We start from the raw sequence: 25,878 nt of genomic DNA on the forward strand, positions 1-25,878 counted from the left end.
TAAATGGATTCGCTGTTCGGAAATATAGCCGTAGGGCTTTTCAGCGGCATTGTGGCAGGTTTAGTAACAGGCTTTTACTCAGGCTTGGTGGTATCTCGTTTCGTTCGTTTCACCAGCTTGTGTAGCGAAGCGCACCGGGCAATGAATAGCATCGAGTACATGCAAGAGCACGGCCGAGTCATGGTAAGTCGTAACGACTCTTCAGCCGTACCCCTGGTCGCAGCCGATCTCATATATTTCGGTCATAAATCGGCGGGAATACGTGTTGATGAGGAGCACAAAAATGTGGCTGATGCCATGTTAAAAGCGGAACAAGGCAAGCTAGAAGTGAAAGATCTTGAGGAAGTTCTTAATCAAGCGCGCCATGGTATTCGCCGAACTAGACCTGCGTTGAGAATTTTATTGCCTTGGGGGCGGGTTTAGTCGTGCCTAAACTGTCGCTGTAGTTGACTGCCCGAGCGCTGTTCGCTCCGCCTTCTATCCGCATCCTGTGGCCGCTTTGGTGAAAACTAAGTTTCGAATTTATATGTGAGCGAGACGGAATGGAAATAGTGCTGACTGAGATTGTGAATGATAGCTGTTCTGTGGAGAAAGAAACATGTTGGTTGAAATGTCGAACATCTTCCGGAGGTTTTGTGGCCTTTTGGGGAGAGCCAGGAGGGGCTAATAGAAATATTGTTTCCTTAAGGTCTCAGAAGTTTCCTGTCGTGGTAGAGCTATCAGATCCCGAAGCGTGTTCTCCAACTGAGTGGGAGCAGTCACGCTATACAATTTCATTTAGCATACCGTCAAATGCTCTAATCACGATGAACGCAGAATACTAGATACAGGACAAGGCCAGTCACGGAAATGTTTACTACATTGCAGCTACACTTCTATCCCATGGCCGTGCGTTCTATTTGGCGTTAGACGCACCATTTATTCAACGGGGAGCCACCGATGCCACAAAAAGGTGAGCACAATTATTCTGCTACCGTCGTCTGGACCGGTAATTCCGGCGAAGGTACAAAGAACTACCGCGCATTCTCGCGCGATCATGAAATAACCTGCGGTGACAAATCAACAATAGCCGGGTCGGCGGATCCGGCATTTCTTGGCGACTCGTCCCGCTATAATCCGGAGGAGCTGTTGCTGAGCTCGCTCTCTGCATGCCACATGCTCTGGTATCTACACCTGTGCGCTGATGCCGGCATCACGGTATCGAGTTACGAGGACAACGCCGAAGGTCGCATGGTTGAGACCAAAAGCGGCGGCGGTCATTTCGATAAAGTGACACTCAAGCCCACCGTCAGCATCGGCCAAAACGACGATAGTGAGCTAGCGACGTCTCTTCATGAGAAAGCGCATTCGCTATGCTTCATTGCGAATTCGGTGAACTTTGAGGTCGCGTGTGAGGCCGACATTCGCTGCGACCAATGAAGGCCTGACAGTGCGCTACGCGTGGACGGGTGCTTTCTGCAAGCAGGAGTGAATATGGAGCCTGAGGTGCGGCCATCACTGCGCGTGGGTGATGTGTTGGAGATTCATTTCCCAGCCTTTACGCCGCGAATCACCATCGAGACGCAAAACACGCTCACCGTGGAGGTCGTTGCCGGTGATAACCTCGGCTTCGCTGATACGGTCGATTACGAAGCCGTGGCGCTGCGTGATGGCTTGATCATGCTTTCTTGGCAAGAGCATATCGGCAGCACCATCGTGCATGTGCTGGATCTTGAAGCGCGTCAGGCGCACACGGTGGTCATGCCGGCAAAAGGCGAGCTGATGCGTTTGGCGGGTCGCATCGAATTCACGTCCGCCTCATGAGGCGTGACGCTGGATAGCACTTCGTCCCCAGCGGTGCTATACCCGAGGCCACCGCGATCAGCGCGAAGGCGACTTGAGTTCTGGCGTTGGCAGCCTTGCTGAGCATCAGGATGAGGTCTCTGTGGCGTTGGGCGGCGAGACAGATGAGGGCGTAAGCCAAATGCATATTCAAACGATGGCGCGATATAATCGCTGGATGAATCAGAAAATCTACGAGTGCTGCTCTGGATTGTCAGATGAGAAGCGAAAGCGCGATATGGGTGCCTTTTTCAAATCGATTCATGGCACTCTTAACCATTTGCTACTTACTGACCGGGTCTGGATGGGGCGGTTTACGGGTAAGCCATTCCATATCACGTCACTAGATCATGAGCTCTACTCAGACTTCGATGTGCTTCGAAGCGAGCGAGAGGCTGAGGACAATCGCATCATCGAATGGGTCGCCTCGCTTTCTCCACAAGATTTAGACGAAGACTTGATCTATACCGGCATCGTAAATCCCGTGCCTCGTCGATATCCGCTTTGGTTTGCCCTTTCACATTTCTTTAACCATCAGACACATCATCGTGGCCAGACTACAACGCTTCTTACCCAGTTGGGCATTGATGTCGGCGTTACGGACCTGATCGGGCTACCAAGTGATGAGACATAAGCGATTTTGATTCGCTACGCTCACCTTTAGGGCTCTTGGACACAAGCCGTTGACGTAGAAATAAAAGGAATCTCGATATGTTCGATTATTCGTTGGTGCATTGGCTGGCGTTTTTGTCAGCGGCGGTGCTTCTGAATCTTTCTCCAGGACCCGATATCGCGTTCATGCTAGGCCAGACGCTACGCAGCGGACGTCGACATGGGTTCGCTGCGATGCTCGGGGGGTGGTCAGGAACGGCATTGCATGTGGTCATGGCGGCGGCGGGCCTGTCGGCCATTCTGGCCACCTCGGCGGTGGCGTTTTCGGTGATCAAGTGGGTAGGGGCTGTCTATTTGATATGGCTCGGCGTCAAGATGCTGTTGTCCAAGGGGGATTCTTTTATTTCCAATGGCGGGGGACGGGACGCAAAGGCGCAGTCGGCCTATTGGCAGGGTGTGCTGGTGTCCGCGCTGAACCCTAAAGTGGCCGTCTTCTTTCTCGCCTTCTTGCCGCAATTCGTCGTGGAAGGTGCCGGGCCGGTGGGTGCCCAGCTGTTCTTGCATGGCAGCTTGATTATCGTGGTCGCGGCTTTTATCGAACCTCTCTTGGTGATGATGGGAGCAAAGCTGGGCGCTTTCTTGAAGGCAAGCCCGCGAGTGGGGATGTGGATGGATCGCGGCCTTGGTGCCATGTTCGTTGCCTTGGGGGCGCGTCTAGCCGCCAGTACCAGGTGACATCAGGATGGCGGCGGGGTGTTCCATCGGCTACATGAATTCCCCGCCCCCGACTCATTCCTTGGGACTCGAGTAGACGCTCAGCGCGGTCACCGTGGCGAGGATCAGCACCATCCCGACGATCTGGATGCTCACCAGGCTTTCGCCGAGGACCACGACACCAAAGAGCGAAGCGGTGACGGGTTCGACCATGGCGACGATGGAGGCCACGGCCGGGGCGGTGTGGTGCAGGCCGTTGACGTAGAAGATGAACGAGAGCCCGGCGCCGAGTATCCCCAGCGTGACGAACAGCGGCCAGTCCGGTGTGTGCAGCACGTCCAGAGTTTGGCTGGTGTCGCCGAGGCCGGCCAGGAGCACGGCGAGAACCGCGAAGGCGATCACCAGAATGGCCTGCGGGCTGCCGTGCGGTGCCGCGTACTTGAACCCGAAGATGAACACCGCGTAGGAGACCCCGGCCAGCAGCCCGGCGCCCACACCGAGCAGGGTGATCCCGCCCGCGCCGACGTCATAGATGCGCGTCAGCAGCACGATGCCGAGCATCACCACCACGATGGCGGCCCACTTCAGCGGCGTGGGTTTTTCGAGCTTGAGCACGAACGAGAGCAGGTAGACGAAGATAGGCGCCGAGTACATCAGGGTCGCCGCCACCGCGACGCTGCCCTGCGAGATGCTGAGGAAGTAGAACGCGAAGTTGCCCGCGACCCCCAGGCCGGCCACCGCCGACCAGCCCCAGAGGCGAGGGTTGCTCAACCCGCTGTGGCGGGGGCGGATCGCCAGCCAGCCGAGCACGAACACCAGGCCGATGGCGCCCCGGTAGAACGAGACGACGAACGCGTCCCAGTCGTCCGCCATGAGCATGCCGCCGATACCGCCCGATAAACCCCAGCAAAATGAGGCGAGAACCACGAGTGCCGTTGCACCTGCCATTGAGAGCTCCTGTCGTCAGGGGAAAGTGGAAAATCGACGCATTGTCCGCCGTAAAAAACCGGCATCCCCTGCGGGTCATGCCCACAGGGGATGCCGTCTCGTGCTGTGTGCCTCCAAGTGCATCAGGATCGTACCTTTTCTAGAAGTCGCTGGAGTGTCTTCTTGCTCCAGACGAAGAGCCCGGTAGGCGGCATCGCCGGCATGTACATCACCTTCAGCGCCTGCTCATGCTCGGCCCGGTCGTCGGGTGAACGCTCGTCTCGCTCGCTTTTGCGATACTGCGCCTCGTTATGCATACCTTCTCCTTCTCGCGTTGCCTTCAAGAACCTGACAGGTCCCGTGAGTGCCGCTGCATCTGTCGGGAACGTCGATGTCAGGGGGAAGTGGAAGCCGGTTGGAGCGCCGCGCGCTCGGTGGTCCTGTCGCCGATGAGAGCCGTGGCCACCGCGATCAGCGCAAAGGCGATGAAGCAGACGAGATACCCTCGGCTGCCGATCAGGTAACCCGCGAGGGGCGAGCCGACGATCTGCCCCACGGCGATCATCAAAAAGGGGAGCCCCAGCCCGATGGCGGGGCGGTCCGCATACAGCCGGATGCCCCAGACGAGATAGACGCCGGTCAGCATGATGTAGGCCGCGCCGAACAGTGCGCCCGAGACGAACACCGCCGCCAGGTTCGAGGGGCTGAGTACCAGCAGCCCGAGCGCACCGGCCATCGCCGCGAGACTGGCGCGATGCACGGTGTTGAGGCCGAAACGTGCGATCAGGTCGCCCGCCGCGCCACCCACCAAGCCCGCGACGCCGATCAGGATCCAGGCGATGTTGGCCGTGGCCTGCTCGAAGTGCCCCAGCGTGATGACCACCTCGCTCGAGAAGGTCCAGAAGGCGGCGCTGGCCACGCCCATGCCGGTGGCTGCGGCGATCAGCGTCAATGCACGGGGTCGCCAGAGCCCGCCGGAGCGGTCGTCGTCCTTGCTATCGGTCGCCTTGGCGGTATCGCTGGCGCTGGTGCGTGGCACGCTGATCAACAACAGCAGGGCGTTGAGCAACGCGGCGACGGCAAAGGCGGCGTAGGCGAGCCGCCACTGGCCGGTGGCGATGAACGCGACCGGTCCGGAGACGGCGACGCCCAGGCTGGTACCGGCATTGATGACGGTGTTGGCCCGCCCTTGCCGAGGCGCGGTGATCGCGCGGGACACCGCCTGCGCCATGGGCGGTGAGGCCAGGCCGGTGCTCGTCCCGGCGAGCAGCACGGCGCCGGCCAGCCATATCGCCTGTGTGCTGACGGCGATGCCCGCCATGCCCACCGACGCGATCAGGGCGGCGGCGACGGCGATCCGGCGTGGCCCGAAGCGTTCCACCAGCAGCGCGCTGAGCACGATGGCGAGGCAGTAGCCGACATAGGCGCCGCTGCCGATGATGCCGGCCAGGGTCGCGCTCAAGCCGACTTCCTCGCGCATGCTGGGCAGGAACAGCCCATAGGCGAAGCGTGCCAGGCCGTAGGTGGTGCCGATCAGCATGGTGCCGGCGACGATCAGGCGGCATTCGGTGCGCGTCATGCGGTGTGCTCCCCTCGGCCCGTGGCCGGCATCGTGTTGCTGAATGTAAAACGATCGTTTTCACTATGGGCGTAACGAGCCCCCGGCGCAGGCGCCGGTCGTGTGTACCCGATGACGCTCGTCCGGTCAGCGCTCGGCGGCATCGCTGGCGGCGGTGGCGAGCCGCTAGCGTTCGATTCGAGTGCCGCCGTTACGCGATCCGCGCGAGACCGGCCAGCCGGTGCGCCGCGCGGCGAGCGGCATCGGCGGCGGCCTCGCCGCGATATGTCGCCGCGTGGGTCGCGCCTTCGAACAGCAATTGAATCGCCTCGACGAGGTCGTCGTCGTGCCGGCCGATCTCCGCGAGGACGATGGCGTCGATCCGCTCCCGCAGGCGCTGCTTGTGCCGCTCCATCGCCTCGGCGATCTCGGGCACGCCGCCGCCGGTTTCCCCCCAGGCGCGCAGGAACAGGCAGCCCCGAGCGCCAGCCTGGCCGAACCAGGTTTCCAGCGCGGCGAACAAGGCGTCGATACTGTTGGCCTCCACCAGCCGATGGAAGCGGCGGTCGCGCTCGTTCAGGACGGCGGCGATCAGGCCGTTCTTGTTGCCGACGTGCTTGTAGAGCGTGCGGCTCGAGATGCCCGCAGCGCTCGTCAGCCGGTCCATGCCGGTGGCGGCGAAGCCGTGTCGTTCGAAGAGTGGCTCGGCGGTCTCGAGCAAGCGTGTACGTATGTCCATGCAGGCAGTGTAAAACGGTCCTTTTACATGTGCAAGGAAGACCCCAAACAAAACGCCTCCGCGCCGTTTACTTCAAATCACGGCGCGGGGGCGTTTGCGTTTCAGGCGCGGGAGTGTGCGTGCGGCAGAAGGCGAGCCGTTCCGCTCATAGGCTCAGAAGCGCGTCGATAACTTCCTGGGGGCGGCAGAAAAACGGTGAATGGTCGCTGTCGATGGTGATGACTCGGTCACATGGCAGTTGCTGCTGGAAATATCGCTGCAAGGGCAATGTGACGGCCTTGTCCTGGAGAAGCTCGATATAAACCCGAGGAACGCTTCCAAAGTTTTTCTCGGTAATGGCCACCTTTTTTACCAGCGGTGCCAACGCCTCTGGTTGCAGCAATGACCGAGCTAGCGCGACATCCTCCTCCGAGCAGAGGTGGTAAAACGCGTCCTTGATCACTTTATCCTTGATGGTCACCTGGCCCGCTTCCGTATCGATTTCCATATTGGGTGAAGCGATGGAGTCTGAGTTGACCGGCAAGTTGGCGGTGCTTTTTAAAGACTCGCCGTTGGGGACCATGAAGGCCGATAGGTAGACGAGCGACTTCACTTTGTCAGGCCGCTTTTCAGCCACCTGACTAATGACGATGCCTCCCCGACTATGACCTACCAGAATCACCGGCTCGTCCAAGCGGTCTAGCTGTTCGCAAATATGGTCGACCCATGTATAGGGCCCGATCTCTGAGGTGGGGGTCTTGTCGGCACCAAGGCTGGGTAGGTCGGGTGCAATGACGCGATGCCCCGCTTTTTCCAGGCTCGGAATGACTTTATGCCAGCACCAAGCGCCATGCCACGCGCCATGTACGAGTAGATAAGTGTTCATGCGAGAATGTTCCTGACTGTCCTGTTTACCCTTTGGGGTGCTGGCGTAAGGCCGCCCGAAGAAAACGCCCCCGTGCAGTTCAAATAGCACGGGCGCGTTTGCGTTTCAGGGCGCGGATGGAGTGTTAGTTGCTGCCCTGGGCACGGGGCAGAACGTTGAGGGCCCTGAGCAAGTTGAGGGCTTCGCCGAGCTGGTAGTCGCTTTCGGCGAGTGAGGCTTCGCGCTCGGTGCGTTCGGTGTCGCCGTTGATGTTGCGCAGGTGGTTCTCGAGATCCGCCTCGCGGATGTTGAGGCCGCTGCCTTCGGCGACTTCGAGACGGCCACGCACCACGTCGACATCCGGCTCGATGCCTTGAGCCTGGATCGAGCGGCCATCCGGTGTGTAGTAGAGCGCGGTGGTCAGCTTCAGGCCATCGCCGTTGTTCAGCGGCAGGACCTGTTGGACAGAGCCCTTGCCGAAGCTTTCGGTGCCCATCAGCACGGCGCGTTGCTGGTCCTGCAGCGCGCCAGCGACGATCTCCGCCGCCGAGGCGCTGCCGCCGTTGATCAGCACCACCATGGGCACGTCCGGGGCGCTGGTCTGCGTGGAGGCCGAGAAGCGCATGTCGCTGTCTGGCAGGCGCCCTTCGGTGTAGACGATCAGGCCGCTGTCGAGGAACAGGTCGGCGACGTCGACGGCGCTGTCGAGCACACCGCCGGGGTTGTTGCGCAGGTCGAGCACCAGCCCCTTGAGCTCGCCTTCCTCACGCAGCGCAGCGATGGCGTCGCGGGCCTGCTCACCGGTGCGGCTCTGGAACTGGCTGATGCGCAGGTAGCCATAGCCTGGCGCTAGTAGCTCGTGTTTGACGCTTTCGGTCTGGATGGTCTCGCGCGTCAGGGTGACGTTGCGCGGCGAATCCTCGCCCTCGCGCATGATGGTCAGGCGGATATCCTCGCCTTCGTCGCCGCGCATCATGTCCACGGCTTCCTGCAGCGACATGCTCTCGGTGGGCGTGTCGTCGATGCGCAGGATGCGGTCCTGGGCCTGGAGCCCGGCGCGCGCGGCAGGGGTATCGTCGAGAGGCGAGATGATCGTCAACTGGCCCTCTTGCATGCCGACTTCGATGCCCACGCCGCTGAATTCGCCCTCGGTGGTCTCGCGCAGTGCCTCGAAGTCGTCCTTGTCGAGATAGGCGGAGTGCGGGTCGAGCTCGCCGAGCATGCCGCGAATGGCGTTGCGCATGAGCGTGGTGTCGTCGACTTCGTCGACATAGGTGCGCTTGATGCGTTCGAAAACCTCGGCGAAGGTCTGCACGTCTTCCACGGGAAGGGCGTTATTGCCGGCCGGTGACTGAGTGCTTTGCTGGGCGTGCGCCGGTAGCGGCAGAGTGAGCGCACCGACCACCAGGGCCATGCCCATTGCTAGCAAGTGACGAACGATGAGACGCGGGGAATGGGATTGGCTTGCGGTCATGCTGTCTCCACAACGCGGCGGAACGGACTGGTGTCGGTCGGCCTCAAGGGCAGGGCTATGGCAGCGCGAAGATAACCCACGCGCGCCGAGGCCCAGCATAGCCTTTATGGGTCGGCGCAATCCAGCACGGCGGACGTTCAGCGCCGAGCGATCCAGTCGCTGGGGTCGATGGGATCGCCGTTCTTGCGCACCTCGAAATACAGCGCAGGGCTGTCGCGGCCGCCGCTGTCGCCGACGGCAGCAAGGGTGTCGCCGCGCGTGACCTGGGCGCCGACCCCGACATTGAAGCGTTGCAGGTGGGCGTAGAGCGTCATGACATTGTCGCCATGATCGACGATCAACAGGTTGCCGAAGCCGCGCATCCAGTTGGCAAAGACCACGCGGCCGGCGTGTACGGCGGAGACCGGCGTGCCCGCCTCGGCGCCGATGAGCATGCCGTTGCGGTCGACGCCGTCGCCGTTGCCGTAGGTGGCGAGCATGTCGCCCTGCACGGGCCAGGGTAGCTCGCCCCGGGTTTGGTCGATGTCCGTGGAAGGCGGCGGTTGGTCGAGGCGTTCGAGCTTGGTCTGCATCTGCTCGAGCAGTTGCTGAGCATTCTCGCGGTCATCGGTGAGCGCGGCCAGTTTGGCTTGCTCGGAGGTGTAGCGCTCCTTGTACTTCGAGAGGATGGCTTCGCGTTTGCTGCGTTGATCGCTGAGCGTTTCGCGGCGTTCGGTCAGCTCACTGGCGAGGCTGTCCAGGCGCTCTTGGTGTGACTGTAGCGCGCGTTGCGTTTCGTCGAGCTGGTCCTCGAGCTTTGCCAGGGCTTCGAGGCGTTGCTGACGCGCCTGGTTGAGATGATTGAGATACTGCTGAAGGCGATCCAGTCGCGCGGGGTCGGTCTGGTTGAGCAACAGCTTGAGCTGTGGTGTCGGGCCAAGCCGGTAGAGCGCGTTGAGCTGTGTGGCGAGAGCGGCGCGTTGCTGGCGGCGTTCTTCCTCGAGGGTCTGGCGCTGCTGTTTGAGCTCGGCGACTTCCTGGTCGAGCTGATCTTGTTCGCGTTGCAGGCTGGTCAGCCGCTGTTGGGTGTCGGCCAGCTCGGTTTCCACCTCGCGCAGTTCCTGCTGCGCGGTGTCACGTTCGGCACGCGTGCCCTCAAGGCGTGACTCGGCGTTCTCGATGTCACTGCCCAAGGCTTCGAGTTGACGTTTGACCTCTTCCGGCGAGTTCTGCGCCCAGGCGCCCAGCGACAGCCACGCACACGAGAACGCCATGGCGCAGGCCATGGCGATTCGTTTGCTGGACGTTGGCGCGCTCATGCGCCGGCTCCGCAATACACGCACACCGTTCAGGGCGTATCGACCAGCACGCGGCCGGTCATTTCCTCGGGGATCGGCTCGTGCATCATCGTTAGCAGGGTCGGCGCCAGGTCACACAGGCTGCCGTCGTCCGCCAGGGTGGCGCCGGCGCGCGGCGTGACGTAGACCAGCGGTACCTGAAAGGTCGTATGCGCCGTCTGCGGGTTGCCGGTTTCAGGGTGCACCATTTGCTCGGCATTGCCGTGGTCGGCGGTGACCAGGCACTCGCCGCCGGCACGCTCGATGGCGTCGATCACCCGGCCCAGGCAGACATCGACCGCCTCGATGGCCTTGACCGCGGCATCGAAGTCGCCGCTGTGGCCGACCATATCGCCATTGGCGTAGTTGCACACGACGAGATCAAACGTGCCCGCGTCGATGGCCGCGACCAGCTTGTCGGTGAGTTCGTAAGCACTCATCTCCGGCTTCTCGTCGTACGTCTTGACGTCCTGCGGCGAGGGAATCAGCTCGCGGGTTTCGCCGTCGAACTCGTCCTCGCGGCCACCGGAGAAGAAGAAGGTGACGTGGGCGTACTTCTCGGTCTCGGCGATGCGTAACTGTTTCAGGCCGCGTTTGGCGACGGTCTCGCCCAGAGTGTTGACCAGGTCGGTAGGCGGAAAAGCCACCGGTGCTGGGATGTTCGCGGCGTATTCGGTGAGCATCACCAGCCCTTCGTGGGCCAGCTTGGGCCGCGCCTGGCGAGTGAAGCCGCTGAAGTCGTCCTCGGCGAAGGCGCGAGTCAGTTCGCGGGCGCGGTCGGCACGGAAGTTCAGGAACAGCGCGGCGTCGCCGTCGGCCATTCGCACCGGCTCGCCGTGCGGGCGGATGCTAGTGGCGGCGACGAATTCGTCGGTTTCGTCACGTTCGTAGGCGGCGTCCAGCCCGGCCTCGGCACTGGTGGCGATCTGTGAGCCCTCACCCTCGACGATGACGCGATAGGCCTGCTCGACACGGTCCCAGCGATTGTCGCGGTCCATGGCGTAGTAACGGCCGACGATCGAAGCGACATAAGCGTTGTCGGCACCGAACAGCTCGGCGAGCCGCGCATTGGCGCGTTCCAGCGAGGCCCGAGCGCTTTTGGGCGCGGTATCGCGACCGTCGAGGAAGGCGTGCAGATAGACGTGCTTGGCGCCACGATCGGCGGCTAGCGCGGCCACGGCGAGGATGTGATCCTCGTGGCTGTGCACCCCGCCGGGCGAAAGCAAACCGAGTAGATGCACGGCACGACCGGCGGCCACGGCGGCATCGATGGGTGCCGTCAGCGCGGTGTTGGCGGCCAGTTCACCGTCTTCGATGGCCTTGGTGATACGCGTGAAGTCCTGATAGACGATACGCCCGGCGCCGAGGTTCATGTGGCCGACTTCGGAATTGCCCATCTGGCCGTCGGGCAGCCCGACGTACTTGCCATCGGTGTGCAGCAAGGCGGAAGGGTAGCGTTGTTTCAGCGCGTCCATGACCGGCGTCTTGGCCGAGTAAACGGCGTTGTACTCGGTGTCGTCGTTCTGACCGTAGCCATCGAGGATCAACAGCGCAACCGGCCGGGGACGCTGGGTGTGGGTATCTGCCATAACATGCCTCGCGGGAATCTGATGGGCGTCGCATCGGCGTATTCGACCGATGACCCCATGAAGCGGCAGTGCCGCTGGGGGTTCGCGACTCACGTCTCCTTGCGGCATCATAACGCAGTCACGAGAGAGCGTCAGCCGCGTTGGTGGGGCCGGACGCTCGCGCATGGCTCATGTATACTAAGGCGCCCGCCGGGGCATGCGGCGTTCGCCGAGCGCACACGACGCCGACAGACACACAACGAGAGTTATCCGCACCCATGATCGATCAGTTATTCGAATTCGTGCAAAACCACCTGCTACTGTCAGGCGCTTTTCTGGTGGTACTGGTGGCATGGATCGCCTACGAGCTGAAAGGCTCGAACAGCGGCGTCTCGCCGTCCGAGGCCACGTCGCTGATCAATCGCGAGGACGGGCTGTTTCTGGATATTCGCGAGGTCAAGGACTTCAAGGCGGGACATATCGCCGGTGCCCGCAATATTCCCAAGGGCCGTTTGGAGGATCGCCTCAAAGAGCTCGAGGACTACAAGGAAAAGCCGGTGGTGGTGATATGCCAGCATGGCCAGCATTCCGGCGCTGCCGTGGGGCAGTTGACCCAGGCTGGCTTCACTCGCGCGGCCAAGCTCAAGGGCGGTATGACCCAGTGGCAGTCCGATGAGTTGCCGGTGGTCCGCAAGTAAGCGATACACTGGCGGGGCGGCGCACGCCGGGCCCCGCGTCTCATGCATAGATAAGTCAAAGGAAGTGCAACATGGCGGAAGACAACAATCAGGCCGCTCAAGGTGGCAATGACACGCAGAACCAGCTGCAATTTTCCATGCAGCGTATTTACGTCAAGGATGTCTCCTTCGAGTCGCCCAACGCGCCGAGCGTGTTCCAGAACGCGTTCAAGCCCAAGGTGGGGCTCGACCTCAACACCACCAGCGAGCAGGTCGGTGAAAACCTCTACGAGGTCGTGGTCAAGGTGACGGCGCAGGTCACCAACAACGAAGACGGCGCCACGGCGTTTCTCGCCGAGGTGGAGCAGGCCGGTCTGTTCCGCATCGCCGGCTTGAGTGATGACCAGCTCGATCACACTCTGGGTGCGTTCTGCCCCAACATGCTGTTCCCCTATGCGCGTGAGTGCATCGACAACCTGGTCAATCGCGGCAGCTTCCCGCCGTTGATGCTGTCACCGGTCAACTTCGAGGCGATGTACGCCCAGAAGAAGAAGCGCGAGAGCGAAGCCGCCGAGAACGTGCAGTAAGCGATGGCTGGACCGCGCATTCATGTGGCGGCCACGCTGGTCGCCGCGACGGAGCTCACCTTGCCCGAAGGTGCTTCGCGCCACGTAGCGGGCGCGCTACGCCTGCGTGAAGGCGCAGCGTTGCGTCTGTTCGACGGCGAGGGTCATGAAGCCGACGCCGAGATCGTCAGTGTGGGGCGCCGCGAGGTACGTGTGCGGGTCACCGCCGTGACCGAGGGTGGCGCCGAGTCGCCGCTGGCGGTGCACCTGGGCCAGGCGATTTCCAAGGGCGACCGCATGGACTACGCGATCCAGAAGGCCACCGAGCTCGGCGTCGCGGCGATCACCCCGCTCTACACCGAGCACGGCGACGTGCGCCTCAAGGGCGAGCGCGAAGCCAAGAAACTCGCCCACTGGCAAGCCGTCGCGGTCAGCGCCTGCGAGCAATGCGGGCGCAGCCGCGTGCCCACCGTGCATCCCCCGCAAACGCTCGACGCCTGGCTGGCGGCGCGTGACGAAACGCTGCGCCTCGTTCTGCATCCTTCCACCGACACTGCCTGGCAACACGCCAGCGACGTCACTCGCGTCGCACTGCTCGTCGGCCCCGAAGGCGGTTTATCCCCCAACGAAATCGACGCCGCCCGTGCCGCCGACTTCGCCGCCCTGACCCTCGGCCCGCGCATCCTGCGCACCGAAACCGCCCCCGTCGTCGCCCTCACGCTGCTCCAGCATCACTTCGGCGATTTGGGGTGAGTAGAACAATCCTCAGGGCGTATAGCCGGCCGTGAAGACCTCCCGAAGCACCCGCGGCACGATCAAGAACGGAACGGTTGTATGCTCTGACGAAACCGCGCGGTCGCCGCTAGCCGTGATGCGTCAAACGACGACCTAAGCCGTTTGCACTCCTCACCGCGCCAAGACACGAGATGAAAGAAATACCGCATTGCAATCGATATCGTGCAAAACAGTCTTAACTTAGAGCCATTCTGGTCTGCCCCCTATTATTCTTAACGCCGGGCCTGGATCTGGGGGCTGGCCCGCAAGCCCTCCGACTCGTTTGCCAGTTGAGCCTGTGCTGTTTTGCCGAGTGCATCAATTAACCAGCCAAGGAATGCGCGTTTACGAGCATCGGAGTCGATAGACGAGGGTGACAGTAGCCAATAGGAAGAACCGTCGGCGATGAAGCCCATGGGGGCAACGAGCTCACCTGTCTCAATCTGGTCGGCGACCATATAGATCGAGCCCATGGCAAAGCCCAGCCCGGCACGTGCAGCTTGGAGACTGAGATAGAAGTGCTCGAATTCGAGTTCTCGATCGATGCTCGCGGTCTGGCGAAAGCGAGACCGCCATGGGGTCCATGCCGATGGCCGTGATGTCGTGTGGAGTATCGTCTGCCTTGCGTTGGCTGAAGCCGGCAGCCCAGGTGAAGCAACAACGCCGGTGATTTCATCCGCGACGCGGTAGGTGAAAACGTCTGGGCCCCATTCGAAATCGTCCCGACGTAGTGCCAGATCGATCGAGGTCGCCTGGAAATCCATAGGCCCGCCGGCAGCGAACAGATGGAGCGTGATGTCGGGATGCTGGGCGTAGAAATCTGGCAGCCGGGGTATTAGCCACTGCATGGTGATCGTGGGTTCGCATGACACTACTAGCGGCGTGTTGGAAGCGATGGGCTGCTCGAACGTGGCCAATGCGCTTGAGAGCGTATCGAAAAGGCTTTGACTCACGCGATACAGCTCAGTGCCTTTGGCCGTCAGTCGCACTGAATGGTGTTGGCGCTCAAAAAGTTGGGCACCGAGCTCTTGCTCCAGATCCCTGATTCGTTTGCTCACTGCGCCGGGCGTTACAAACAGGCGCTCCGCAGCAACTGTCATGTTTTCTGCTCGGGCAACCGCCACGAACACACGCAGCGCATCTAGAGATCTGATCATCCTGTGCTCCTTGCACTCAGCCATGGCATGAGAAAAGTTCACGTCTTCGTGTGAAAAGGAATCGTTTCCCAACAAGAGCCTTACTGTCCAATTGTGTAGGTGTGCGCTGAATACGTGCTTGCGCATGCCTATGGGTAAGGAGATTAATAGTGTCGACTTTACAAGAAACCACAGCAAGACGTTACTCCGCCGATCGCGTTTCCCAACGCCTGGATATCGATGATCTATGTTCTGGTTTAGCGCGTCACAATTATCTTTTCATCGATGGACTGACCACGACCAACATTCTCACCGACCTGCATCAGCATGCACTGTCGGACTGGCGTGAGTTCGCAGCGAGTTGGGGCGACATGCCGCTGGAGAGCTGCGGCGCTCGGCCGACGAGCGCCGCATACATGAATTTATGATCGACCTTGACTACCTGCCGCTACTCGGCACAGTGACATTGATCGCCGTCGGCATGGCCATTAGCCCTGGCCAGGATTTCGCATTGGTTAGTCGCAACGCGATGATTTATTCACGACGTGCCGGCCTCTTATCGAGTGTTGGCATAGCAGCTGCGGTATGGCTACACGTGGCGTATTGCGTGACCGGTGTTGCCCTGCTCATCACTAACTTCCCCCAAGTCTACTCCATGATCCGGTGGGTCGGAGCGGCCTATCTTGTCTATCTTGGCGTGAAAAGCCTTCTGGCATCTACTTCACCACAGGTAGCCGCTGATGCTGATCAACGTGTCATCACAGATCGCTCGGCATTCGGATCCGGCTTTCTATGCAATGCTCTGAATCCAAAAACGACGCTATTCTTCTTGAGCATTTTCACTCAGATCATTCAGCCTTCCACACCGATTGCCGTTCAAATCCTGTGCGGTCTGATCATCTCACTAGCGCATCTTGCCTGGTTTGGCGGTGTGGCCTTCTGGCTCTCGACACCGAGGTTCTTGTCGGCCATCTGGCGCCTCAAGCCCTCGATAGAACGCGTCTTGGGTCTGATCTTGATCGGAGTCGCTACACACATGGTCTTACAGTAAACCCGAGTTACACCCGCTCAAAAGGAAATAGTGGGAGCCCCTAAGGCTTCCCCACAATTAGCATATATAACAGCGGTGAACTGTCCCGGACACGTCGGAGGCTCTAACTCTTGCAACTGGAGCTATGAAACAGAGCAAACGTTATCCTGCGGAAGTCCGTTAATGCTCGGTACGGGTGACCATCCGGGCGAGTAGGCCTGGCCCAATGAACCGGTCGGACCGTCGCCGTGGAGATGTCATTGTCGACGGCCAGCACCGATTGTGCCGCTCCGTCTCAGTACTTACTGCTGGCGCATGGTGGCGTTAGATCCAGACCTCGTTTTCAGCGGTTAGTGTCCCACCCTCGTCGCCGGTATTCTTAACGCCTTTGGGCTCGATCAACATAAGATGAACTTCTCTGGCGGCGTAGGGTTTATGCTCGACGCCTTGCGGCACGACGTATATATCACCTGGACCGAGTGCCACAGAGCCATCACGGAAGTCTATGCGCAACTCACCCTTCAGCACATAGAACGCTTCATCGGTATCAGCATGGCTGTGCCAGACGAAATCTCCTTCGATTTTTACCACTTTGAATTGGTAGTCATTCATTTCGGTGATGACTCGGGGAGACCAGAGGTCATCAATGAGTTCGCTTTTCTGGGACGGGTTGACTGCTTGAGAAGGACGTTTAGTCATCATGTGGATACTCCGATTCGCTGAAGGCACACCACAACCTTAGAATTCTATTTGCCGCTGGTCTTGAACGATCCTGCAGGGTGCGATGAGATAATCAGCTATAACGCAGTAATGAGCGCCACCGCGAAGGGGGCATCCCGAATGTACGCCCGAAGGCACGGGTCATATGGCTCTGATCCGCGAAGCCGGCGTATAGGGCAGCTTCAGTTAGGCTGTTGCCGGTTGCGATCTGCTGTCGTGCTAGATCCAGCCGACGCATGGTGAGGTAGCGGTAGGGGCTGGTACCGAAAAGCGCGCGAAAGTCCCGGGAAAGCGTCCAGCGCTCCTGTCCCGACACTGACTCTAGGTCATCTAATGTGACGCCTTCGAACAGATGCGCGTCGAGGTAAGCCCTGACTCGGCTCGCGGCCTGGTAGTCTAATGTCAACCTGGGCCGGGAGATACGAGCTTCGCTGTTGGCTTCTAGCGCGGCGGCCAGCTCGGCGATACCGTCGTTTTCCTCTAGGGCATCAAGTGGCGCTTCCAGAGAGAACAAGAAGGATCGCACCGCGACAGACAAGCGACGATCCGTCGAGAGGCCACCGGTAACATACGGCAACGCTTTCCCGCCGAGAGCGGATTGAATCAGAGACGGAGCAATATAAAGCATTCGATAATGAAAGCCCCGCTCATCGCCAGCATGCCCGTCGTGGGCCTCATCCGGGTGAAGCACCATCACCGTACCGGGTAGGCTGTGCCGATGATCACGGCGGTAGTGGAAGCTCTGAACCCCTCCCAAGGTAATGCCGGTCGCGAAGGTATCGTGCCTGTGCATACTGTAGGCATGGCTCTGGAAACGGGCCTCGATCCGCTCGATTCGGGAGGGTGGTGCGACGACGCACCAGTCTTCAGCAGGACCGCTCAAGACTACTCTCCTTAAGATAACGCCGATCCTTCAAGAGTACCGCCAACTGTGCTTGGTGCGGAAGTCTTGTAGCCCCGTTTCCATAAGCTTTGCGGCCATCACCCTCACCCGCTTTATACCTAACCCCAACGAAACCGACGCCGCCCACGCGGCTGGCTTCGTCGCCCTCACGCTACTCCAGTATCACTTCGGCGATTTGGGGTGAGTGCCGCGACTCAATTGGCTGTCACCTTCCACGGAATCGGTGGCGGCATGATCCGTTCTCCATCGAATTCGGGCACGTCGCCGAAGCGGTCGCTGCCGGCTTCCCATTCCTTCTGAGCCTCGGCGATCTCGGCCTTGCTGTGACCGACGAAGTTCCACCAGATGAGGATGTCCTCGTTCAGCGGTTCGCCGCCGAGCAACAGGGCGCGTGTGCCGGCCTCCATTGCGAGCGTGATCTCGTCGAGCCCGCTGCCGAGATAGGCCATCTCGTTGGTGTCGAAACGGTCACGCTCGATGGTGAGTCTGCCTTCCAGCACGAGGACGCCATACTCGAAATCGGTACGGGTGGGGAGCGTCAGCTGGGTGGCATCGGGGCTGACGAGGTCGAGCCCGACCAGCGGCGAGAAAGCATGCGTGGGCGCCTCGCGGCCTTGAAAATCGCCCATCAGCAACGTCACGTCCGCGCCCTGTTCGGTCCAGCGCGGCAAGTCGGGGTAGTGATCGAAGCGTGGCGGTGTGTGGCGCGTGGCGTGGGGTAGGGCGATCCACAACTGGGCAGCGTGCAGTTGGCCGGATTCGGGGATGGATTCCTCGGTATGGGCGATGCCACGGCCCGCGGTCATCAGGTTGAGTTCGCCTGGCCGGATGCGCTGGGCGTTGCCCAGGCTGTCGCGATGCATGAGCTCGCCGGCCAGCATCCAGGTAAAGGTCTGTAGGCCGGTGTGTGGGTGCGGACCGACACGCATGCCGCCCGCGCCGGCAGTGAAGGTAGCCGGGCCGGCATGGTCGAGAAAGCACCAGGCACCGATCAGCCGACGGCCTCTTTGGGGCATGACGCGATTGACCGGGATGCCGCCGACATCCGCCGTGCGGGCGCTTAAGTGCTGGATCAGGCGGTGACCGTCCACGACGGGGCACTCACGGGAATCGTAGAGACGGGGACGGTGCTCTGTATTGCTCATGCGCGGCCTCCTTGGCGAGACGTAGGCTGCCGCCACCGAGCGCATCGGTGGCGGCAGTGTGGGCGCGGTAGTGGTTTAGTTTTTCAGCACCGCGTCACGGCTCTGGATCAGGTTCGAGTAGTGGGGCAGGTGCTTGGCGAGAATGCCACCAAAGCCTTCGATGTCGTTACGCCAGTCGCGATGTAGCTCGCCGGCGACCGAGAACCAGTTCATCAACTGTACGCCGGCCTGCGACATGCGATCCCACGCAGCATCGCGCACGGTCGGGTTGAAGGTGCCCGAGGCATCGGTGACCACGAAGACTTCGTAGCCCGCTTCACGCGCGGCCAGTGCCGGAAAGGCGACGCACACGTCCGTCACCACGCCGGCGATGAGCAGCTGCTTTTTCCCGGTGTCCTTGATCGCCTGAACGAAGTCCTCGTTGTCCCAGGCGTTGATCTGGCCGGGGCGGGCGATATAAGGCGCGTCGGGGAATTTTTCCTTCAATTCCGGCACCAGCGGGCCGTTGGGGCCGTCCTCAAAGCTGGTGGTGAGGATCGTCGGCAGATCGAAGAACTCGGCGATGTCGGCCAGAGCCAACACGTTGTTCTTGAACTCGTCCGGTGTGAAGTCGCGGACCAGGGACAGCAAGCCCGCTTGATGATCGATCATCAGCAGGGCGGCATCGTTCTTGTCGAGTCTTGAGTAGGAATAACTCATGGCACATCTCCCTCTGTGGTGGAAAAGAGCGGGAGGCCCGTTGGGGCTCCCACCGACTGCGGGCGAGCCGACGCCCGAAGTAGTGACGGTGCCGCGCCGAGCTACCCGGCCTGGAACCGGCGTAGGGAGTCTTCGGTGTTTGCGCTCGAGTTTGGCATCCCGCGTGACCTGCGTGCCGTTCATCTCACCGTGCTACCCAAGACGATGGGCAACGTGGTGTACCCCTCGGGGACCGTGAGCGTGGTCGCGCCACTTTGAGTCAAGAGTAGATCCCAAACGCCGCTCGCGCCGTCGGTGAGGCCTGGTCGAGGGTGACCAGGCCTCCAGCGGTAGTCGCCTATCGGTGCTGACTGAGGAAATCAATCAACAACCGTGCGATCGCTTCAGGTTGATCCTCGGGAGAGAAGTGGCCGCAGTTATCCAGCACGGTGAGTTCAGAGCCCGGGATATCCGCATTCAGGCGGTGGGCATAATCCACACTTTGCCAGGCGTCATCCGCTCCCCAGATGAGCTTGACCGGCAGGTTACCGAGCTCGGGTAGTCGGTCTGCAATTTCCAACGTGTGTTTAGGGTCGTAGTGGCGAACCTGGTGCTGAAAGAGACTGGGCTGCCCAATGGGCCCGCTGATGAAGTCGAGGTAGGTGTCGAGCACAGAGCCGTGCAGTGCGCTTTGATCATGGACAGCGGTCAATAACCATTCACGGAAATGAGCGCGATGTTCGGCATCGGGTGCCTTGATCAGGCTCTCCAGACCGCTCGCCATTTGCTGCCGGGTGCGTGGCGAGGGAAAGCTGTCGTAGCTCACCACATCGAGCAGTGTTAGTGAGCGCAGTCGCTGGGGGTGGAAAACGCCGAGTCGTTGGGCAATGCCGCCGCCGAAATCGTGTGCGACCACATGGGTTGTGCTCAATCCCCAATGATCCATCAACGCTTCAAGGATTGGCACCTGCGCGGAAATCGAGGTATCGACTGCCGGGTCCTGGGGGCGCTCGGAAAGACCGTAACCCAGTAGATCGAATACGTGCACCTGATACCCCGCTTCGATCAAACGTGGCGCGATGTTGCGCCAAATGAAAGAAGAGGAGGGGGTGCCGTGCAACAAGACGACGGGCTCGCCGCTCCCGTGGACGCCGTGAGCGATGCGTTTTCCATCGATTAGCAGGTGGTCGTTTGCGAGATGCTTCATGGTCCGCTCCTAGCTGAAGTGCTTTTAAGGAATGGTGGTGGCGTCCCATAGATTGCGATACGCTTTATAATGACTCAAATTGATTGTTTTTCTGTTTGAATCGATATATGTCATGTGAGGGGCGATGAGCTCAAGACTTGAGATGGGCGCGCTACAAGCGCTATGTGCCGTTGCCGATCATGGGGGCATCACGCGGGCAGCAGAGCATTTGGCGCTGTCCCAGTCAGCGGTGTCGCACAAGCTCAAACGGCTGGAGGATGGGCTAGGTTGCGAGCTGTTGGCGAGGCGCGCCGGACAGTCCCCGTTTACACCGGAAGGCGAACGGTTGATGCGTTATGCGCGGCGTATTCTTGACTTGCACGACGAGGCCGTTATGAGTCTGGGGGCGTCGCCGCTAAGCGGGAAGATCCGGCTTGGCGTGACCGAGGACACGACGAGCGATGGCCTCTCGCTCATCCTTGGCCGTTTTACGCGGCGTCATCCGGAGGTCACGGTGCATACGCGCGTCGATCAGAGCCTGACGGTTGAGGAGCAGGTCGATCGCAGTGAGCTCGATCTTGGGCTGCTGCAACTCTTTGAGCATCGCCAGCGCGGATCGGATGTAGTGCTCGCCAAGGAGCCTCTGCACTGGGTGAAATCGCCCGATCTCGCACTCGATATGACGCGGCCGCTGCCGTTGGTCGCCTTTGATGATGCCTGCTTCTATCGGCGCTGGGCTATGGAGGTCGGACAGTCGCTACCGCCAGGTTTCTCGACTGTCATGACATGTGCCAGCATCTCCGGCGTGGTGTCTGCCGTGAACGCCGGCCTGGGGATTGCTCTAATCAATAAGCGTCATGTCACCTCGGAGATGATGATCATGGATCATGAACTGACGTCGCCTCCGACGATCATTTATGTCCTAAGAGTGGGTCGCAAAAGCCATTCGCCTGCTGTTCATGGTTTAGTGGAAGAACTGGCGGGTGAGTTTGGTGAGAACGTTTACTCTCCGGATCGCCACTAGTAAGTCAATGGCGCGCTGTGGCTCGTCTTGTACTTAATCATCTACCGCCGATTTATGCCGCTAACCCCGCAACGGCCTTTGCTCGCGTTGCCGGGCGGCGTCATAATGGGGACATATCTCTCGTCAGTGGTCGCCATCATGTCCCGTTCCCCAGATTCCGCCCCACGTTCTTCCGCTCCCGGCCGGCGTGCGTCGAGTTCGACGCGGCCGCCCCTGGCGCGTATTGGCGAGGTGGCGTATCTCAAGGTGGTGGCGGTCAATACCACCGGGGCTTTTCTCGACTGGGGCCAGCCGAAGGACGTGTTGCTGCCGTTCGCCGAGCAGCGTTTCCGTCCCGAGGTTGGTAAGCGGGTGTTGGTGATGCTCTACGAGGACGCTCAGGGGCGGCCGGTGGCGTCGATGCGTCTGGATCGCTTCCTGGCCGATGAGGCGCCGGATATGACGCCCGGCGACCGCGTCGCCCTAGTGATCGCCGAGCGTACCGACCTGGGCTTCAAGGCGGTGGTCGATCACCGCTATTGGGGCTTGCTGTACGCCGATGACATCATCCATCCGCCTCGGCGGGGCCAACGGCTGACCGGTTATATCAAGCGCGTGCGCGAAGACGGGCGGCTTGATCTGGCCATGCTGCCGCCCGGCGAGGCGGGGCTCGATGTGGTCGGTGACAAAGTGCTGGAGTTGCTGCGCTGCCATGGTGGGTATGTGGCGCTGGGTGACAAGACACCCGCTGCCGAGATCAAGGCGCGCATGGGCGTGAGCAAGAGCGCCTTCAAACAGGCGGTGGGCAGGCTCTACAAGAAGCGGCTCATCACCATCGAGGAAGAAGGCATCCGCCTGACGCGCGAGGCGATAGACGCGCATCAGTCCGGCTGACGCGCCGCTGGCGCCTTGGTCTTCCGCTGGTCGCTGCGGCATACTGCGCGCATCCATTCCTTGCCTGGAAGACCGATCATGAGCGAGCGCGCCTTGAAGCTCGGCGTGGTGATGGATCCCATCGCCGATATCGCCTACAAGAAAGACACCACTCTGGCCATGCTGTGGGCCGCTCAGGAACGCGGCTGGTCGCTTTATTACCTTGAGCCGGAAGATCTGTACCTGGAAAGTGGTCGCGCCATGGGCCGTATGCGCGCGCTGGAGGCGTATCGCGACCCCGAGTCGTGGTATCGGCTCGAGGCGGTGCAGGCGGCGCCGCTGGCGGAGCTCGATGTGATCCTGATGCGTCAGGACCCACCGGTAGATGACCATTTCCTCAACGCCGTGCATTTGCTGGGCTTCGCCGAGCGCGAGGGCGTGCTGGTGGTCAATCCCACCCAGGCGCTTTTGACCAGCAACGAGAAGCTCTTCGCCCAACAGTTCCCGCACTGCATTCCGCCCTCCGTGGTCTCGTGCCACGATGCCGTCTTGCGCGACTTTCATGCTCAGCACGGCGATGTGATCTTCAAGCCGCTGGACGGCATGGGCGGCAGCGGCATCTTTCATATCACGCCGGAGGGCCGCAATCTGGGCTCGGTCATCGAGCAGCTCACCGGGCGGGGCACGCGCCAGATCATGGCGCAGCGCTATCTGCCCGAGATCAAGGCCGGCGATACGCGCATCCTGCTGATCGACGGTGAGCCCGTGCCGTATGGCCTGGCGCGGATTCCCAGCGCCGGCGAGACGCGCGGCAACCTGGCGGCTGGCGGGCGCGGCGAAGCCCGCGAGCTCACCGACCGCGATTACTGGCTCATCGAGCAGGTCAAACCGGCGGTTCTCGACAAGGGCCTGATCTTCGTCGGGCTCGACGTGATCGGCGATTACATCACCGAGATCAATGTCACCAGCCCCACCTGCGTGCGCGAGATCGACGCCCAGCGTGGCACCGACATCGGCGGACTATTGATGGACGCCATTGCCCGGCGCTTTTGAGTGCCGCTTGCCACCCCACGATGGCGAGGTTCAGCAGGGGCAGTGATACAATCGCTGCGACAAGCACCAATTTCGGCGTAAGCGAGAGGCGGGACGCGCCTCGACGCCCGGGAGGCTCATGCAAAGCTTGAAGCATCATTTTCTGCTGGCGATGCCGCATCTCGACGACCCTAACTTCAAGGGGACGTTGACTTACCTGTGTGACCATGACGACAACGGCACCATGGGCGTGATCGTCAATCGCCCCATGGAGCTGACGCTAGATGCCCTGCTCGAGCAGCTCGAACTGGATGCCTCGGAGTGCCTGCAGCGTGACTTGCCGGTTCACTATGGCGGCCCGGTCCACAAGGATCGCGGTTTCATTCTGCATCGCGGTTCGAACCTGCCCTGGGATTCCAGCCTGCAGGTCGCTGACGACCTCGCCCTGACGACCTCCATGGATATGCTCAAGGCCATCGCCGAGGGCCGGGGCCCTGATGACTTCATCGTCTGCTTGGGCTGCACCGCCTGGCAGGCAGGCCAGCTCGAGGATGAGCTCAAGCAGAACACCTGGTTGACGGTGGAAGGCGACGCTTCGATCCTCTTCGACGTGCATGCCGAACAACGCCTGAACGCGGCGGCGGGCATTTTGGGCGTCGATCTGAACCTGATGACGCGTGAGGCGGGACATTCCTGATGGCCGAGGCAGGGCAACGGCTGGTACTGGCCTTCGATTTCGGCACGCGGCGCATCGGCGTGGCGGTAGGCAACGAAATGCTGGGCAGTGCCACGGCGTTGGCCCCGTTGCCCGCGCGTAACGGGATTCCCGATTGGCAGCAGATCGGCCAGTTACTCAAAGAATGGCAGCCGGATCTGCTGGTGGTGGGGCTGCCGCTCAACATGGATGGCACCGAGTCGGACATGAGCCAGCGCGCGCGCAAGTTCGGTAACCGCCTGCATGGGCGCTTCGGCAAGCCGGTGGAAGTGTTCGACGAGCGCGGCTCCACGCGCGCCGCCAAACGCATCGCCCGCGACGCCGGGCACCGGGGCAACTATCGCGACGATGGCGTGGACGGCATCGCCGCGCAGTTGATCCTGGAAAGCTTCTTCGCCGACGACACCTTCCTGCAACGCATGCCATGACGCACAGCGACCGGCCTGGGGCCGGGCCGGTCGCAGTGTCATACTTAGCTTAGCTACTCTATCCCTGAATGATTAACTCTCCAGATGCAGCTCCGGCGTGGGGCGGCTGAAGCCACGCGTCAGCCAGACCAGCCATGCCAGACCGCACGCCAGCCACGCACTGCCCAGCATGATCGCCAGGTGATCCAGGCTCGCCATCAGCCACAGTATCGCGCCCAGGCCGATCAACGGGCAGATCAGGAACCACAAGGTATCCAGCCCGCTGCGACGGCGTTCCTTCAGGTAGTAGTGAAAGATCACCGAGAGGTTGACCAGGGCGAAGGCCAGGAAGGCACCGAAGTTAATGAAGGATGCTGCCGAGAGCACGTCCATGGTCAGTGCCAGCAAGGCGACCAGGCCGCTGAACACCAGTCCGCCCAGCGGCGTGCCGAAACGACTCAGCTTGCCTAGCCAGCGTTTGGGAAGCACATCGTCGCGGCCCATGGCATAGAGCAGGCGCGCGCCGCTGGCTTGCGCCGCGATGCCGGAGGCGAACTGGCCGACGACCAGCCCGATCAAGAAGATCGAGACGAAGATGTCGCCGCCGATGTTGCGCGCGATCTCATAAGCCGCGGCATCGGGGTTGGCGAAGTCATGCCCCGGTGCGGCGAGCTGCACGAAATACGACACCACCACGAAGATCAGTCCCCCGATCAAGGTGATCAACAGGATGGCGCGTGGCAGGGTACGCTGCGGATCCTTGGTTTCCTCGGTCAGCGTGGTGACGGCATCGAAGCCCAGAAAGGAGTAGCAGGCCACGGCGGCACCCGCCATCAGCACCGGCAGGGTCGCGGTGGAGTCGGCGCCCAAAAACGGCGTCAGGCTCCAGAAGGGCTGGCTGGGGTCGCCCAGCACGTAATGCATGCTTAGCCCTACGAACGCGACCAACACCAGGATCTGCACCAGCATCATTACGCTATTGACCGCGCTGGCTAGTTTGAGGCCGAGGATGTTGATCGTGGTGGTAACGGCGATGAAGGCTAGTAGCCATAACGGCGTGGGTATCGCCGGGAAGGCCGAGTGCAGATAGGCGGCGCCGATCAGCCAGATCACCATGGGCAGAAACAGGTAATCGAGCAGGATCGCCCACCCGGCGATGAAGCCCAGGCGGTCGTCGATGGCGTGGCGCACGTAAGCATAAGCCGAGCCGGCCACCGGGTAAGCACTCGCCATGCGCCCGTAGCTATGAGCCGTGAACAGCATGGCGATCAGCGCCGCCAAGTAGGCGCCCGAGACGGCGCCCTCCGTGGTGACGGCGAGCACGCCGAAGGTGCCCAGCACGATGATGGGCGTCATGTAGGCCAAGCCGAACAGCACGACCTGGCTCAGGGAGAGGGTCTTCTTCATTTGGTTCATCGTCGCCTCCTGTTGTGGTTGTTGCGACTGTTACTGGGTGGCC

31 protein-coding genes are annotated in these 25,878 nt (G+C 61.2%); 16 read left to right on the forward strand and 15 right to left on the reverse strand.

All coding sequences use genetic code 11. The features are described 5' to 3' along the window. Window positions 1–3: 3 nt before the first annotated feature. The 5 genes from LUN51_RS05095 (at window position 4) to LUN51_RS05115 (ending at window position 3,168) form a co-directional block, all read left to right on the forward strand. Entirely contained in the window at window positions 4–423 is a 420-nt protein-coding gene (locus tag LUN51_RS05095; protein WP_277810396.1) for a hypothetical protein, read from the forward strand. A gap of 516 nt (window positions 424–939) precedes the next feature. Then, window positions 940–1,419 (forward strand): OsmC family protein, encoded by a 480-nt coding sequence (locus LUN51_RS05100; RefSeq protein WP_277810397.1) that lies wholly within the window; start codon window positions 940–942, stop codon window positions 1,417–1,419. Window positions 1,420–1,473: 54 nt separating this feature from the next. Next, window positions 1,474–1,803, forward strand: a complete 330-nt coding sequence (locus tag LUN51_RS05105) for a MoaF-related domain-containing protein (RefSeq protein ID WP_277810398.1) — start codon at window positions 1,474–1,476, stop codon at window positions 1,801–1,803. 73 nt (window positions 1,804–1,876) lie between these two features. Then, window positions 1,877–2,455, forward strand: coding sequence for a DinB family protein (locus LUN51_RS05110; RefSeq protein ID WP_277810399.1), 579 nt, complete (start codon window positions 1,877–1,879; stop codon window positions 2,453–2,455). A 77-nt stretch (window positions 2,456–2,532) separates the two neighbouring features. Continuing rightward, a complete protein-coding gene (locus tag LUN51_RS05115; RefSeq protein WP_246894695.1) occupies window positions 2,533–3,168 on the forward strand; it encodes a LysE family translocator in 636 nt (211 codons plus the stop codon). Between the two features lie 54 nt (window positions 3,169–3,222). Here the strand turns inward: LUN51_RS05115 and LUN51_RS05120 are convergent, their stop codons facing one another. The 8 genes from LUN51_RS05120 to gpmI form a co-directional block, all read right to left on the reverse strand. Continuing rightward, complete coding sequence (locus LUN51_RS05120) at window positions 3,223–4,095, reverse strand: DMT family transporter (protein ID WP_277810400.1); 873 nt, start codon at window positions 4,093–4,095, stop codon at window positions 3,223–3,225. 122 nt (window positions 4,096–4,217) lie between these two features. Beyond that, entirely contained in the window at window positions 4,218–4,391 is a 174-nt protein-coding gene (locus LUN51_RS05125; RefSeq protein ID WP_179702983.1) for a hypothetical protein, read from the reverse strand. Window positions 4,392–4,468: 77 nt separating this feature from the next. After that, on the reverse strand, window positions 4,469–5,653 hold the full coding sequence (locus tag LUN51_RS05130; RefSeq protein ID WP_277810401.1) for an MFS transporter: 1,185 nt from the start codon (window positions 5,651–5,653) through the stop codon (window positions 4,469–4,471). A gap of 190 nt (window positions 5,654–5,843) precedes the next feature. Then, on the reverse strand, window positions 5,844–6,353 hold the full coding sequence (locus LUN51_RS05135) for a TetR/AcrR family transcriptional regulator (protein WP_277810402.1): 510 nt from the start codon (window positions 6,351–6,353) through the stop codon (window positions 5,844–5,846). Between the two features lie 163 nt (window positions 6,354–6,516). Next, window positions 6,517–7,236 carry an alpha/beta fold hydrolase gene (locus tag LUN51_RS05140; RefSeq protein ID WP_261507863.1) on the reverse strand — a complete coding sequence of 240 codons (720 nt, stop codon included), beginning with the start codon at window positions 7,234–7,236 and terminating at the stop codon, window positions 6,517–6,519. A gap of 124 nt (window positions 7,237–7,360) precedes the next feature. Further along, a complete protein-coding gene (locus LUN51_RS05145; RefSeq protein WP_277810542.1) occupies window positions 7,361–8,629 on the reverse strand; it encodes a S41 family peptidase in 1,269 nt (422 codons plus the stop codon). Window positions 8,630–8,826: 197 nt separating this feature from the next. Then, window positions 8,827–9,987 carry a murein hydrolase activator EnvC family protein gene (locus LUN51_RS05150; protein ID WP_277810403.1) on the reverse strand — a complete coding sequence of 387 codons (1,161 nt, stop codon included), beginning with the start codon at window positions 9,985–9,987 and terminating at the stop codon, window positions 8,827–8,829. Window positions 9,988–10,016: 29 nt separating this feature from the next. Beyond that, window positions 10,017–11,594 (reverse strand): 2,3-bisphosphoglycerate-independent phosphoglycerate mutase, encoded by a 1,578-nt coding sequence (gpmI, locus tag LUN51_RS05155; RefSeq protein ID WP_277810404.1) that lies wholly within the window; start codon window positions 11,592–11,594, stop codon window positions 10,017–10,019. A gap of 257 nt (window positions 11,595–11,851) precedes the next feature. Here gpmI and LUN51_RS05160 point away from each other — a divergent pair, with 257 nt between their 5' ends. The 3 genes from LUN51_RS05160 (at window position 11,852) to LUN51_RS05170 (ending at window position 13,569) form a co-directional block, all read left to right on the forward strand. Then, a complete protein-coding gene (locus LUN51_RS05160) occupies window positions 11,852–12,271 on the forward strand; it encodes a rhodanese-like domain-containing protein (RefSeq protein WP_277810405.1) in 420 nt (139 codons plus the stop codon). Between the two features lie 71 nt (window positions 12,272–12,342). Beyond that, window positions 12,343–12,837 carry a protein-export chaperone SecB gene (gene secB / locus LUN51_RS05165; RefSeq protein WP_097021576.1) on the forward strand — a complete coding sequence of 165 codons (495 nt, stop codon included), beginning with the start codon at window positions 12,343–12,345 and terminating at the stop codon, window positions 12,835–12,837. A 3-nt stretch (window positions 12,838–12,840) separates the two neighbouring features. Further along, a complete protein-coding gene (locus LUN51_RS05170) occupies window positions 12,841–13,569 on the forward strand; it encodes a 16S rRNA (uracil(1498)-N(3))-methyltransferase (protein ID WP_277810406.1) in 729 nt (242 codons plus the stop codon). A gap of 254 nt (window positions 13,570–13,823) precedes the next feature. Here the strand turns inward: LUN51_RS05170 and LUN51_RS05175 are convergent, their stop codons facing one another. Further along, on the reverse strand, window positions 13,824–14,747 hold the full coding sequence (locus LUN51_RS05175; protein WP_277810407.1) for a LysR substrate-binding domain-containing protein: 924 nt from the start codon (window positions 14,745–14,747) through the stop codon (window positions 13,824–13,826). Between the two features lie 149 nt (window positions 14,748–14,896). On the opposite strand from LUN51_RS05175, the gene LUN51_RS05180 reads away from it, so the two are divergent. Together LUN51_RS05180 and LUN51_RS05185 are read left to right on the forward strand one after the other, a co-directional pair. Next, window positions 14,897–15,154 (forward strand): hypothetical protein, encoded by a 258-nt coding sequence (locus tag LUN51_RS05180; protein ID WP_277810408.1) that lies wholly within the window; start codon window positions 14,897–14,899, stop codon window positions 15,152–15,154. Next, entirely contained in the window at window positions 15,151–15,777 is a 627-nt protein-coding gene (locus tag LUN51_RS05185) for a LysE family translocator (RefSeq protein WP_277810409.1), read from the forward strand. The genes LUN51_RS05180 and LUN51_RS05185 overlap by 4 nt, the downstream gene beginning before the upstream one ends. Window positions 15,778–16,080: 303 nt before the next feature. On the opposite strand, the gene LUN51_RS05190 is transcribed toward LUN51_RS05185, so the two are convergent. From LUN51_RS05190 to ycaC, 4 genes are all read right to left on the reverse strand, one after another. Then, window positions 16,081–16,458, reverse strand: coding sequence for a cupin domain-containing protein (locus tag LUN51_RS05190; protein WP_431355560.1), 378 nt, complete (start codon window positions 16,456–16,458; stop codon window positions 16,081–16,083). A 91-nt stretch (window positions 16,459–16,549) separates the two neighbouring features. Beyond that, window positions 16,550–17,359 carry a helix-turn-helix domain-containing protein gene (locus LUN51_RS05195; RefSeq protein WP_277810410.1) on the reverse strand — a complete coding sequence of 270 codons (810 nt, stop codon included), beginning with the start codon at window positions 17,357–17,359 and terminating at the stop codon, window positions 16,550–16,552. A 215-nt stretch (window positions 17,360–17,574) separates the two neighbouring features. Further along, complete coding sequence (locus tag LUN51_RS05200; RefSeq protein WP_277810411.1) at window positions 17,575–18,525, reverse strand: pirin family protein; 951 nt, start codon at window positions 18,523–18,525, stop codon at window positions 17,575–17,577. A 75-nt stretch (window positions 18,526–18,600) separates the two neighbouring features. After that, entirely contained in the window at window positions 18,601–19,224 is a 624-nt protein-coding gene (ycaC, locus tag LUN51_RS05205) for an isochorismate family cysteine hydrolase YcaC (RefSeq protein WP_277810412.1), read from the reverse strand. A gap of 135 nt (window positions 19,225–19,359) precedes the next feature. Between ycaC and LUN51_RS05210 the strand changes: the two genes are divergently transcribed. Further along, window positions 19,360–19,482, forward strand: a complete 123-nt coding sequence (locus tag LUN51_RS05210) for a hypothetical protein (RefSeq protein ID WP_277810413.1) — start codon at window positions 19,360–19,362, stop codon at window positions 19,480–19,482. A 79-nt stretch (window positions 19,483–19,561) separates the two neighbouring features. Here LUN51_RS05210 and LUN51_RS05215 read toward each other — a convergent pair whose 3' ends face one another. Continuing rightward, complete coding sequence (locus LUN51_RS05215; protein ID WP_277810414.1) at window positions 19,562–20,410, reverse strand: alpha/beta fold hydrolase; 849 nt, start codon at window positions 20,408–20,410, stop codon at window positions 19,562–19,564. A gap of 142 nt (window positions 20,411–20,552) precedes the next feature. Between LUN51_RS05215 and LUN51_RS05220 the strand changes: the two genes are divergently transcribed. The 5 genes from LUN51_RS05220 (at window position 20,553) to ruvX (ending at window position 24,440) form a co-directional block, all read left to right on the forward strand. After that, a complete protein-coding gene (locus LUN51_RS05220; RefSeq protein WP_277810415.1) occupies window positions 20,553–21,413 on the forward strand; it encodes a LysR family transcriptional regulator in 861 nt (286 codons plus the stop codon). 138 nt (window positions 21,414–21,551) lie between these two features. Beyond that, the gene (locus tag LUN51_RS05225) at window positions 21,552–22,286 is read left to right on the forward strand and encodes a CvfB family protein (protein ID WP_277810416.1); all 735 of its coding nucleotides are present in this window, start codon (window positions 21,552–21,554) and stop codon (window positions 22,284–22,286) included. 78 nt (window positions 22,287–22,364) lie between these two features. Continuing rightward, the gene (gene gshB / locus LUN51_RS05230) at window positions 22,365–23,318 is read left to right on the forward strand and encodes a glutathione synthase (RefSeq protein ID WP_277810417.1); all 954 of its coding nucleotides are present in this window, start codon (window positions 22,365–22,367) and stop codon (window positions 23,316–23,318) included. A 118-nt stretch (window positions 23,319–23,436) separates the two neighbouring features. Then, a complete protein-coding gene (locus tag LUN51_RS05235; RefSeq protein WP_246942567.1) occupies window positions 23,437–23,994 on the forward strand; it encodes a YqgE/AlgH family protein in 558 nt (185 codons plus the stop codon). Then, window positions 23,994–24,440: a Holliday junction resolvase RuvX gene (gene ruvX / locus LUN51_RS05240; protein ID WP_246942565.1), complete on the forward strand. Its 447-nt coding sequence runs from the start codon at window positions 23,994–23,996 to the stop codon at window positions 24,438–24,440. Before LUN51_RS05235 ends, ruvX begins: the two co-directional genes overlap by 1 nt. A 72-nt stretch (window positions 24,441–24,512) precedes the next feature. Here ruvX and LUN51_RS05245 read toward each other — a convergent pair whose 3' ends face one another. After that, on the reverse strand, window positions 24,513–25,835 hold the full coding sequence (locus LUN51_RS05245) for an APC family permease (RefSeq protein ID WP_277810418.1): 1,323 nt from the start codon (window positions 25,833–25,835) through the stop codon (window positions 24,513–24,515). Between the last annotated feature and the right edge of the window lie 43 nt (window positions 25,836–25,878).

Source organism: Chromohalobacter canadensis, from assembly GCF_029544075.1.
GTDB lineage: Bacteria > Pseudomonadota > Gammaproteobacteria > Pseudomonadales > Halomonadaceae > Chromohalobacter > Chromohalobacter canadensis_A.